Below are 11,594 nucleotides of genomic sequence, written 5' to 3'. Positions count from 1 at the left end.
TGGCAGACGTACTGCAGACGAAGTGCTATTCTGCACAGGTGATGAAAACGGTGAACTTATAACTCCATCTGGAAGGTTTAGGCCCTCAAATGTACCAACTAATAATCTCTATCTCAAATTTACTTTCGATTTCACGGATGCAGCAAATCAAGTAATCAGAGAGCTAGGGGTTATGGTTGGTACTAAAATAAAAGAAGAATTACCTGAAGGACAGAGATATTTTGAACCTCAAGATATAGAAGAACATGGGATTTTATTGATTTTGGAACATACCGTACCACTTATCAGAACTGCTGCAACTCGGGAAACTTTTTCATTTGTTGTAACTTTTTGAATTTTTCTAGCATTAAATGACTTTAAACGCCTATTATAACCGCTTTAATCCTGACAAAGAATACGAAAAAAGCTTGTTTCTAGCAGGAAGAGGTCTACAGTCTGCAGAACTAAACGAGACTCAGGAGTATGCTCTCTCTAAGATTAAAGGCATAGGCGATGCAATATTTCGTGATGGTGATGTTATAACAGGAAGCAATTGTATTATAGATAGAGAAACTGGTAAAGTTACACTTGAGGGAGGAAAAATCTATCTGCGCGGTGCAGTTAGAAAAGTTGAAAAAGAAGAATTTGTTATTCCACTGAGTACCACAGTTCGCATAGGTGTTTATTATGTAGAATCTACGATTACAGAACTTGAGGATGAAAACCTTCGTGATCCTGCTATTGGTACAAGAAATTATCAGGAAGTAGGAGCTGCAAGGCTTAAAGTTTCCACCATTTGGGGTTATCAAGCAGAAGGTCTTTCTCCACGTTTTTCTGAAGGAGAGTTTTATCCAATCTATAACATTGAAAATGGAGTATTAATAGAACATTCACCACCTCCACAAGCAAACATAGTAACTACTGCTCTTGCTCGTTATGACAAAGAAGCAAATGGTTCCTACGTCGTAAATGGTCTTGAAGTAATGTTCCTGCAAAAGGAAGAGGGAGAAGGAGGAAAAAAAATATTTGTGATTAATGAGGGCAAAGCTCATGTTGATGGCTATGAGATTGAACTTCCTCACAGTATTCGTGTTTCTTTTGATGAAGATCCGGATATAAAATCAGTTGAATCAGAACCACATACTTTTCAGCCAAATAGCCAAAGAGTAATGGAACTGAAGGTTAATGATTTTCCAATAAGTGAAATTAAAAAAGTAGATATAACTGTTCAGAAAACCATTACTGTTACTCATGGTTCATACTCTGGAGCTATTGATCCGATACCTGACTCTGCAGTACTTGAGATTATTCAAGTTAAACAAGGCAATGTTATTTATGAAAATAGTATAGATTACAAATTAAACGCAGGAAACGTTGATTGGTCATTACCAGGTAAAGAACCAGCTCCTGGAAGTAGTTATCAAATAACCTACCGCTGTCGTACTCATGTAAGCCCTGAAGATATAAGTGAACAGGGATGCAAAGTAAAAGGAGCAGTTGATAACAGCTTGGTTCTGATTGATTACACCTGGAAAATGCCCCGCTATGATTTAATTACTATCGATAGCAAAGGAGTGGTAAGAAGAATAAAAGGAATTTCTCACCCTTGGCGACCATCAATGCCTAGAGCGCCTAGTGGACAACTTTTGCTCTGCTACATTCATCAGACGTGGAAAAAAGGCGAAGGGGTAAAAATAGTGAATAATGCTATTCATGCTGTACCGATGAATGAGCTTGAAGCAATGAAAAAAGGAATAAATGATCTTTATGCGCTGGTTGCAGAGGAACGTCTACGCAATGATGCAAATTCAAGAGAACCTACCACCAAAAAAGGAGTATTTGTTGATTCATTCTTTGANNNNGATATGCGCGATCAAGGAATTTTGCAGTCTGCAGCAATAGTAAATAAGGAACTAATTTTACCAATAGATGTAACGATTGCTGATATTGATGGAGGAGAAAAAACTTATTTGTTGCCATATGAACTTGAACCGGTACTGGAGCAGCTTTTACAGACCAAAGGAGAAAAGATCAATCCATATCAAGCTTTTGACCCAGTCCCGGCAAAAGTTACCATGAACAAAAATATAGATCACTGGACGGAGGTTACTACGAATTGGAAAAGTCCAGTAACCAGAGTGTTTAATGTTAAAGAAACAACAGAGCTGCTGTCAAGTACCTCATACGAAACTGAATTTATGCGAGAAGCAACTCAAAATTTTGAGATTGAAGGTTTTGCAACTGGTGAAAAGCTTAAGGAAGTAAAATTTGATGGCCTAAGCATTCAACCCATACCATAGAGGAAAAAAGTGGAAAATCAAGGACGAATAAGTGGAAAGATAAAAATCCCAGCAAACATTCCAGCAGGTACTAAATTAGTACAGTTTTATGGGGATAAAGGAAGCTATGGAGAGGCAACTTATACTGGTAAAAAAACTATTACCATAGAAGAAAGAAGAAGAGTGATCGCAGCAAGACGAGTTGATCCTTTAGCCCAAACATTTACGCTAAATGAGAGCAGACACATAGGAGGCGTGGAGCTATGGTTTGTAAATAAAGGCAAAAAACGTGTTGTTGTTCAGATTAGAGAAACAGCAGTGGGAATGCCCTCGCAGACTGTCATTGCTGAAAGCTATATTGAGCCAAAAGATATAAAGATAGATGGCACAGCAACACGTATAACTTGGTCTCCTGTCTGGTGTGAATCTAGCAGAGAATATGCAATAGTTTTGCTAACCGATGATGCAGATACAGCAGTAAAAATAGCAGAGCTTGGCAAATATGATGTAGTAAATAGCCGCTGGGTAACGAGTCAGCCATATCAAGTAGGAGTATTACTATCATCAAGTAATGCAAGTACCTGGACTCCGCATCAAAATTTAGATTTAACGTTTCGACTACTAGCTGCAAAATTTAGTGAAAATTCTCATGTTATTGATCTTGGTAAAGTCACTGCAAACAACGTATCAGATTTAATAGTTTTAACAAATGTTGAAAAAGTAGCATTTGATACCAATGTAGAATTTATCTTAACAGATGAAGAAGGGAAAGAAAACTTTTTGTCTGATAATTTGCCGCTCGCGCTGCGTGAAAGACTATCTGGAGAGTTAACAGTAAAGGCAAATTTAAAAGGTGCAAAAGAAAAAAGTCCTGTTCTCTATCCTGGGTTACAGCTAGTTCTAGGTAATCTTTCAGAGTCCGGAGATTATGTTACAAGGAGCATTACAGCAGGAGCTAACACTAAGATAACAATTACCTATGATGCGCTAATACCTGGCACTGCAGATGTTAAAGCATATGTGGAACAAAGCGTCAAAGGATGGCAATTAGTAAATTTAACATCAGGAAAACCTATTGGGGAAAATTGGGTGGAGAGAACTCATGTACTAACAAACTTTAATAGCAATGAAACAAGGGTAAAATTGGTTTTAAGTGGAACGGTTATTTATCGGCCAAAGGTAAAAAACTTGCGGGTTGTTATAACGTAAGAAAATGCCAAATGATGAAACGAGGCGCGGATATCCTTTGCCACACCCAGAGAATATTGCAGTGGAAGATGTAGTACGTATTCGCAGAGCTATAGAAAAAGTAGATGAGGATATGAGTAATAGAGAAAATAAACATAATCAACTTAAAAGTAATTTTGAACGATTTAGATTTGAAACTTTTTTGAATTTTTGGGAATGAAAGAAGCAATATACCAAAGGATAAAGGATTTAGCAGTAAGTAGCACACCTGATCAACTGGCATATCTTGCAAAATCGCTGGAATTGATAGCAGATAAAAAAGCTATTTCTGATATTGCGCAAATGACTAAAGTAAAAGAAATAATTGATGCACTACAAAAGAGGCTTAAGGATTTAGCAGAAAACAGTACACCAGATCAATTAGCATATCTTGCTAAAGCATTGGAATCAATAATCGACAAAAGTGCAGTTTCTGAAATTGTACAGATGACAGATGGTAAGCTAAAAGAACTTCTTGATAGTGCAAAAAAACACTTAACTGATCTGGATAATAAAAAAGCTAGTTCTTTAGCAGTGATCTCTGAATCAGAGAAGCAGTTATTAAAGAGAATTGATGAAAAAGGAACAACAAATTTATCGCTACTTGATACGAGAAAGAATGCCAATATTGCAGCAATAAATAGCATTAGTAACAGTCATAAAGATGGTCTTAAAGGTTTAGTGAATAACTTCCGTACTGTTAATGATGTGCCAAGTGGCTCATCAATTATTAGGGAAATAGAAACTCGAATTGAAAACATCCTGAATGAGGTAAAAACTCGGGATGAACAGTTAAAAGCGTCTCTTATAAATGAAATAAGAAAGCGCAACATGGTTGAACCAGGGTCATTACCTTTCTTATTTGGTGTACTTGGCAGAAAAAATAATTATTTTGGCCACGGAACTTTTACGACAGAGCTTGGAAAGTGGAGTAGTGATATAACAAAAACTGACTATATGTTACAACTACTAGCAGGTAGCCATACGTACAATACAGATTACGTTAGTTTTTATCGGCCAAGACAACTAAGTTTTATAGAGGGAAGTAAAGGAACATTTATTTACGGAGAGTTATGCACAAAAAGTTTTTCGGGTAGTTATGATGAGATATACTATTACCCGTATGCTGCACTTGGAGTAGTATTTGTAAAAAATACAACCAATGTGAACATAAATAAGACAATGGAATTTGTTGGATCATCGTATTCGAGTACGGAGTATGGGGGAGCAGGATTATTTGTGGGAACTCCTGATAACACTAATTCTAATAAATCAAGTATTTCAAAAATAGTATGGAAAAATGTTTACCAATACACGAGTTCTGATAGCAAGTTAGCCGGATCTGGTAATGTGGAGATTCCAGCAGGAAAAACAGTTGCAATATTACTTTACACATCATCTTATCTGTATTCCAGAACACAAGTTAGTCAAGGTATGCTTGCATCAAATTATGTACACAACTATGGTCAATTTATTCAGTGGGGGATTTATAACATACGTAGCAATTTTCTCACCACAGGGCTTGAGGTAGATGTGGAAAGGACGCTCAGGGGTTGGCAATGTCCAGGATTATCTAACACGTATGAGATTTGGAGGTAACAAACAATGTCTATCTACATTAGATTTGAAAATGATAAACAAGTAGAAACAACAACACTTGAAAGCAAGCCAACTGAAAATGATTGGTATGAAGCACCAGAAGATTTTGATTGGCAAAAAAGCTATTGTTTAACAGAAGGAGGAAAAATTGCTCAGCGTACTAAAGAAGATATACAAAAGGAGTTACTGGATAATGCGAAGCTTTGTGCATTTGATAGTATGCGTTTCTATTATGATAATCATACTCACCAATATGCAGGTCATTCTCACCAAAAAGCTAAATCTTATGAGATTCAAGCGGAAGCCGCAAAAAGCATTCTAGCAGACCAGGATGAAAAAGATGCAGAAATTATAGAGCCATTAGCAAAAGTCCGTGGTATTACAGTTATCGAAATGGCAAGGATAATTCAAGAAAAGGCAAAAAAAGCAGTAAGAGGTTGTCCGGAAACAAGTAAAAGGCTATAATAGCAGAAGCCAAAAATGAAGTAGAGTTACAGATTTTGCTCGATGATTTCAGAAAAAAAATGCAAGAAAGTTAAAAAGGAAAGAAATGCCAGAAGAATTTTTACACGGAGTAAATGTTATTGAGGTAACCTCAGGGACAAGATCAGTACGTACAGCTAAATCATCAGTAATAGGAGTGATTGGTACTGCACCTGAAGCAGCAGAGGAAAGATTTCCGCTAAATAAACCAGTGTTAATTGCAGGAAGCTTAAAGGAAGCAGCAAAGCTTGGAAAGAGTGGCAGTTTACCTTCTGTAGTAAATGGAATATTTTCCCAGATTGGTGCAACAGTAGTAGTTATTCGAGTTAAAGAAAGTGATCCAAAATTAAAAGAAGAAGAGACGCTGAAGAATATAATTGGCGGTGTTGATAAAGAGACTGGAGAGTATCAAGGGATAGAGGCATTCCTCAGTAGTGAAAGTATAGTTCATGTTGCTCCAAAAATATTAATTGCACCTCAATTTACTCACCAACTACCAGAAGATGGCAAAAATTCAGTGGTTTCAGCATTAATTCCTATAGCAGAAAAATTAAGAGCAATTATTGTTGCAGATGGACCAAATACTAATGATGAAGAAGCAATCAAGTGGAGAAAAAGTGTAGGTAGCTCAAGAGTTTATATTATTGATCCTTGGGTTAAGGTACTTATTGAAGGAAAAGAAGAAATTTTGCCAGCAAGCCCATTTGTAGCTGGTTTAATAGCGAAAGTAGATAGCGAACAAGGATTCTGGCACTCACCTTCAAATAAAGAAATAAACGGTATTGTTGGAACAAGCAGGCCTATTGATTTTAGCTTAGGTTATGCAAATTGCAGAGCAAACCATTTAAATGAAAATGAAGTAACAACGATAATTCATCAAAATGGCTACAGGCTTTGGGGCAATAGAACATGTTCAGATGACTCAAAATGGGCTTTTTTATCAGTGAGGCGTACTGCAGATTTGATTAATGATAGTTTACTTCGAGCTCATTTATGGGCAGTTGATCGAAATATCACCAAAACTTACATAGATGATGTAATTGAGGGGGTAAATTCTTACCTTGCAAGTTTAAAAGCGCAAGGAGCAATTATCAGTGGAAAATGTTATGCAACTCCCGAACTCAATACACCGGCAAATATTGCAAGCGGAAAAGTGTCTTTTGATTTTGAGTTTACACCGCCATATCCAGCTGAGCAAATAATATTCAGATCCCATCTTGTAAATAATAGTGTAATAAGTTAGGAGAAAGCGAAGTGTTACCCAAAATACTGAGAAATTTTAACGTATTTGTAGATGGTCGTGGTTATGCAGGAAAAATAGATGAAATAACCTTACCGAAGCTTACCATAAAAACCGAAGAGTACAGAGCTGGTGGTATGGATATTCCAATAAATATTGACATGGGCATGGAAAAGCTTGAAGCAGACTTTACTTTTGCTGAGTATGATTCAGAACTATTTAGACTTTTTGGCTTGATAGATGGAAACTCAGTATCTTTAACGCTCCGTGGAGGAATGCAAGGTAATGATATTGAAGCAGTAATAATCAATTTAAGAGGCATTTTTAAAGAGTTTGACTTTGGCAACTGGAAACCTGCTGAGAAAGCAACGCTGAAGTGTACTGTAGCTGCCCATTATTATAAACTTACTATAGGTGGTAATGAATTAATAGAGATCGATGCTGAAAATATGATTAGAAAGATAAATGGCGTTGATCAAATGGCCTTGCTACAAACGATTCTAGGGATCTAATATGGTTGACAAAATTACATAAAAATGTTAAAATATAAGAAGTTGTAGGTATATAGTTAATATGGATTCTAAAGCTCATACAAATTCCATAGAGCAGCTAACTGGTTTACTTGTTAGTGTAGCACAATCTCAAGACAAGTCCGTTTTAAAGTTATTAACTGAATTAATGGAAGAAGAAATTGAAGATATGGAATTATCTAAGATTGCTGACGAACGCTATAAAGAAAAGAGGGTTAAACATCAAGATGCCTTCTGGGATTAAGCCTTACAATATAGACTATTCAGAATCTGTTATAAAGAAAGACATTCCGGCTCTTCCAGCAAAAGTAAAGTTAATGATTAAGAAGGCAATAATGGAGCGTCTAACAGTTGATCCAATTGGACTTGGAAAGCCATTAAAGCATAACTTAAGTGGACAACGTAGTCTACGGGTGAGTACCTATCGTATACTTTATTATATAGATGTACCAGAACATACAGTAGTTATTACTTCAATTGAACACAGAAAAGATTCTTATCAAAGCTAATCCTATTTATAGCACCATACAAAGAAATTAGTTATGTAAAAGCCGATATAGACTTTTATTTAATTAACTTTTTAAGGAGGAACATGCAAGCTATAACACTTAATAACCCAATAACAGTTGATGGAATTTCTGTCTCAGAACTTACTGTTAGACGTCCAAAAGTTAGAGACTATCTTGCAATTGAACGCTTAAATGGTAGTGACCTTAGTAAAGAAGTAACTTTGACTGCCAATTTGACATCAGTTGCAAAAGAAGCAATTGAAGAGTTAGATATTGCTGATTATGTGAAAATTCAAGAGGTATTAAAGGATTTTTTTTCACCGATTATCCAAAAAACTTGAGATTAGAAGTATTAATGTTCAGCTCTGTTGTAGGAGGCGGGGTTGAACAAATACTTGATATGGAGATTAATGAATTTATCTTATGGCATAAAGCAGCGAGGAAGGTACAATGTCAACATTATCTATAAAAATCGGAGCAGTTTTAGATGGCAGTTTCAGTACTGTAATAAAAGGAAGTAGCAGTCAACTTACTCATCTTGGTGAGAATATAAGAAAGCTTGACTCATCTTTAAAATCAGTATCAAAGTTTAAGCAGTTAGGTCATGATGTTTTGACTAGCAAGAGGTCATGGAAAGGCTTTGAAGATCAAGTAAAATCTTTAGCTAAACAAATGAAGGCAATAGAGAAACCGAGCAAAACTTTAAAAGCAGAATTTGACAAGGCCAAAACCTCTGCAATAAAAGCAAAAGAAGCATATTTGAAAAAGAGAGATGCTTTGCATTCATTTAATGAAGAAGTAAGAAAAAGTGGAAGAAATATTAAGTACTTAGTAAATGACCAACATAAACTNGGCNCTTCTATTGAAGTATTAAAAGGTAAGTATGGTAAGCTTGGATCTGCAATACGTAGTCACCAAAGTTTTTTAGCAAGCAAAGCACATTTTAAGTCACAAATTATAGAGACTATTGGGCTAGGGCTAACGCTTGCAGCTCCAGTTAAAGTTGCAATTGACTTTGAAAGTGCTATGGCTGATGTTACAAAAGTGGTAGATTTTAAAAAAGGAACGGATGAAGCAACTAAATTTGCAAAGAAGTTAAAAGAGATGTCACGTACTATACCATTATCATCCGCAGAACTGGCACAAATAGCTGCAAGTGGTGGTCAACTTGGTATCAAGAAAGAAGATCTTTTTATGTTTACAGAAACAGTGGCAAAAATGTCTACAGCATTTGATATGTCTGCAGAGCAAGCAGGTGATTCTATAGCTAAACTCTCTAACGTTTATGGAATTGATGTTAGTAAAATGGAATACGTTGGTAATGTAATCAATCACTTATCAGATAACACTGCTGCCAAAGCAAAAGATATGGTTGAAGCTCTAGCAATAGTTGGTGGTACTGCAAAACAATTTGGTCTTGACATCAAGGAAACAAGTAGTTTAGTAAATGCCTTCGTTAGTTTAGGTAAACAACCAGCAAAAGCTGCAACTGCTATAAATGCTCTACTTAGTAAACTTCAGACTGCTGAAGAACAAGGAGGGGATTTTAAAGCAGCATTAGAGCAAATGGGCATAACTGCAGAAGAAATAGTACAAAGAATAAGCGAAAACGGCGAAGAAGCATTACTCTACTTTTTTCAAGCTCTAAAGAAAATGGATAACCAGGAACGTTCTACAATCCTTATGAAACTTTTCGGTCAGGAATATCAAGATGATATTGCATTATTAGCTGGAAGTTTTAACAAATACGAAGATGCTATAAGGTTACTATCTGACACAGAAGAGTACAAGAGCTCGTTGCAGAAAGAATTTCAAAACCGTGTAGACACCACAGCCAGTAAATTACGACTTCTTCGCAACGCAATAGCTGAAGTTGGTATGAACCTGGGTTCAGTGATGCTGCCTACTTTAAAATCTATAGCTGAATTTTTACAAGAAAAAACTAGAAGCATAGCGTTATTTGCAGAAAAATATCCAACTTTAACCAAAGCAATCATGGGTACTGTAGCAGCCTTGATAAGTTTAAAAGTTGTAGCAGTGGGACTAGGATACGGATTTACATTGCTAGGAAGTACGATTTTTAGTCTGAAAGCAAACCTACTTGGAGTATTTTCATTTTTATCAGCTACAGTTTTTCCTGCAGTAGTAACAGGACTAAGAGCAGTAACACTCGCTATAATGAGTAACCCTATAGGACTTTTAATTACTGGACTTGTCACTGGCGCAGCACTTGTTATAACTAACTGGCAAAAGGTAAAAGACTTTTTCTCTAGCTTTTGGAAATCGATAATAAAACCCATAGAAGAAGCTTTTTCATGGATAGGTGAAAGTATATTTGGAAAAGTATTGGGAAATAGCCCACTGAAAGAGTTTGAAAAAAGAAAAACTGAAGTAAAAGCAGTGCACACTCCCCTAAAAAGTAATATTCTCAACAGTGGAAATCCTGTGCTAGGTAACAGTATAATTAAAGAATTTTCAAAGAGAAATAAAAATAGCTTCAGAGTCAAAAGCCTTATTGAGGAGAAAAAGTTTACAGAGAGCGATAAGATATTTGCAAGGAGTAAGTTTGAAAATAAAGAACAAAATAAAACTCAGAACATCACTAATAATTACACTATCAGCATTAAAGCAGAACCTAACCAAGATGTTCGTAGTCTTGCAGATGAAGTAATAAAAAGGATAAGAGAAAAGTCACGTGATGTTTTATTTGATACGGTAGAGACATTTTATTGATGCTATCTCTTGGTCCGTATAAGTTTGCTCCCACAAGTTTAAAGTATAGCAGAGAAAATCGTTGGAGCACGATTGAGTGTATTGAAAATATGCCACTATTACAAAATATCGGTCAAGGTGTAGAAAATATAGATTTAGAAGGAATGATTTATCTGCATAATCTCAACGTGCTAAATCAATTAAAGAGTGTGAAAGAAACTGAAAAACCACATATTTTAGTAGATAGTTTAGGTAATATTTTAGGACAATTCGTAATTACTAGGTTAGAAGAAAAGCAGATGTATTTTTTACCTAATGGACTACCGAGAAAAATTGAATTTAGTTTGAGTTTAAAAAGCTATAGATGACTATATACTATGTGAGTAAAGAAAATGAGATGTTAGATCTGATTTGCTGGAAACATTACGGATTTACTGATGGAGTAGTGGAATTAGTACTAGCAGAGAACTTGGGTTTGGCAGAATACGGAAGCTTTTTGCCCGCAGGATTAAAGATAAAGCTTCCTACTATTAAGAAAATAGTACAAAAGTCAAAATTAAAGGTCTGGGAATAAATGCAGCCAGATTTTATAATAGATAAATGTGAATCAATTAAAGATAGAGTTATATCATTGCACCTTACAGATGAATCAGGAATAATAGATGATGTAGTTGAAGTGTGTGTTGATTACAGGGATGAAAACACAGATGTTCCGAATGAATTAAATATCGCTCTAGGTTACAGAGAAACTGGAGTCTTACCAATGGGCATATATACAGTCAACGAAGTTACAATACAAAGTCCACCTAAGACTCTACTAATCAAAGCTCATGCAACAAATTTAAGACTATCATTAAAGGAGAAAGCATCTAAAGAATGGCATCAAATTACTCTAGGTAGCTTGGTTAAGGAAATAGCAGAAAAGCACGGATATGGGTGCAGAGTTGCAGAAGAATTTGAAAATCTGTTGATTCCACATATTAACCAAACAGAAGAAAGTGATATAAGTTTACTAACAAAAATAGCAATAGAACGC

At 35.7% G+C, this 11,594-nt stretch carries 12 protein-coding genes and 3 pseudogenes; all 15 read left to right on the top strand.

What is annotated here, in order from left to right:
• A pseudogene (locus tag WG67_RS02470) lies at positions 1–334 on the top strand (hypothetical protein); the annotation flags it as partial.
• Positions 335–350: 16 nt separating this feature from the next.
• Complete coding sequence (locus WG67_RS02465; RefSeq protein WP_070356856.1) at positions 351–2,279, top strand: DUF4815 domain-containing protein; 1,929 nt, start codon at positions 351–353, stop codon at positions 2,277–2,279.
• 9 nt (positions 2,280–2,288) lie between these two features.
• Complete coding sequence (locus WG67_RS02460; RefSeq protein ID WP_070356855.1) at positions 2,289–3,467, top strand: hypothetical protein; 1,179 nt, start codon at positions 2,289–2,291, stop codon at positions 3,465–3,467.
• A gap of 4 nt (positions 3,468–3,471) precedes the next feature.
• A complete protein-coding gene (locus WG67_RS02455; protein ID WP_010962688.1) occupies positions 3,472–3,666 on the top strand; it encodes a hypothetical protein in 195 nt (64 codons plus the stop codon).
• Entirely contained in the window at positions 3,663–5,084 is a 1,422-nt protein-coding gene (locus tag WG67_RS02450; protein WP_070356854.1) for a hypothetical protein, read from the top strand. The genes WG67_RS02455 and WG67_RS02450 overlap by 4 nt, the downstream gene beginning before the upstream one ends.
• A 6-nt stretch (positions 5,085–5,090) precedes the next feature.
• A pseudogene (locus WG67_RS02445) lies at positions 5,091–5,623 on the top strand (hypothetical protein).
• Positions 5,624–5,634: 11 nt separating this feature from the next.
• Positions 5,635–6,810, top strand: coding sequence for a phage tail sheath subtilisin-like domain-containing protein (locus WG67_RS02440; protein ID WP_070356853.1), 1,176 nt, complete (start codon positions 5,635–5,637; stop codon positions 6,808–6,810).
• A gap of 11 nt (positions 6,811–6,821) precedes the next feature.
• On the top strand, positions 6,822–7,319 hold the full coding sequence (locus WG67_RS02435; protein ID WP_010082216.1) for a phage major tail tube protein: 498 nt from the start codon (positions 6,822–6,824) through the stop codon (positions 7,317–7,319).
• 61 nt (positions 7,320–7,380) lie between these two features.
• The gene (locus WG67_RS02430; protein WP_007303020.1) at positions 7,381–7,581 is read left to right on the top strand and encodes a hypothetical protein; all 201 of its coding nucleotides are present in this window, start codon (positions 7,381–7,383) and stop codon (positions 7,579–7,581) included.
• Positions 7,565–7,846, top strand: a complete 282-nt coding sequence (locus tag WG67_RS02425) for a type II toxin-antitoxin system RelE family toxin (protein WP_010082215.1) — start codon at positions 7,565–7,567, stop codon at positions 7,844–7,846. The genes WG67_RS02430 and WG67_RS02425 overlap by 17 nt, the downstream gene beginning before the upstream one ends.
• Before the next feature lie 83 nt (positions 7,847–7,929).
• Positions 7,930–8,187, top strand: a complete 258-nt coding sequence (locus WG67_RS02420; protein WP_010405430.1) for a phage tail assembly protein — start codon at positions 7,930–7,932, stop codon at positions 8,185–8,187.
• Between the two features lie 109 nt (positions 8,188–8,296).
• On the top strand, positions 8,297–10,579 hold the full coding sequence (locus WG67_RS02415; protein WP_070356852.1) for a phage tail tape measure protein: 2,283 nt from the start codon (positions 8,297–8,299) through the stop codon (positions 10,577–10,579).
• Positions 10,579–10,926 carry a phage tail protein gene (locus tag WG67_RS02410; protein ID WP_022626303.1) on the top strand — a complete coding sequence of 116 codons (348 nt, stop codon included), beginning with the start codon at positions 10,579–10,581 and terminating at the stop codon, positions 10,924–10,926. Before WG67_RS02415 ends, WG67_RS02410 begins: the two co-directional genes overlap by 1 nt.
• The gene (locus tag WG67_RS02405) at positions 10,923–11,132 is read left to right on the top strand and encodes a tail protein X (protein WP_010081876.1); all 210 of its coding nucleotides are present in this window, start codon (positions 10,923–10,925) and stop codon (positions 11,130–11,132) included. Before WG67_RS02410 ends, WG67_RS02405 begins: the two co-directional genes overlap by 4 nt.
• Positions 11,133–11,594, top strand: a pseudogene (locus WG67_RS02400) (phage tail protein); the annotation flags it as partial.

The organism is Wolbachia endosymbiont of Drosophila incompta (assembly GCF_001758565.1).
GTDB lineage: Bacteria > Pseudomonadota > Alphaproteobacteria > Rickettsiales > Anaplasmataceae > Wolbachia > Wolbachia pipientis.
This window is presented reverse-complemented; position numbering and strand designations above follow the sequence as displayed.

Coding starts and splice junctions, on each gene's coding strand:
- WG67_RS02455 (WP_010962688.1), top strand. CDS start 3,472: ATGCCAAATGATGAAACGAGGCGCGGATATCCTTTGCCACACCCAGAG.
- WG67_RS02450 (WP_070356854.1), top strand. CDS start 3,663: ATGAAAGAAGCAATATACCAAAGGATAAAGGATTTAGCAGTAAGTAGC.
- WG67_RS02440 (WP_070356853.1), top strand. CDS start 5,635: ATGCCAGAAGAATTTTTACACGGAGTAAATGTTATTGAGGTAACCTCA.
- WG67_RS02430 (WP_007303020.1), top strand. CDS start 7,381: ATGGATTCTAAAGCTCATACAAATTCCATAGAGCAGCTAACTGGTTTA.
- WG67_RS02425 (WP_010082215.1), top strand. CDS start 7,565: ATGCCTTCTGGGATTAAGCCTTACAATATAGACTATTCAGAATCTGTT.
- WG67_RS02420 (WP_010405430.1), top strand. CDS start 7,930: ATGCAAGCTATAACACTTAATAACCCAATAACAGTTGATGGAATTTCT.
- WG67_RS02410 (WP_022626303.1), top strand. CDS start 10,579: ATGCTATCTCTTGGTCCGTATAAGTTTGCTCCCACAAGTTTAAAGTAT.
- WG67_RS02405 (WP_010081876.1), top strand. CDS start 10,923: ATGACTATATACTATGTGAGTAAAGAAAATGAGATGTTAGATCTGATT.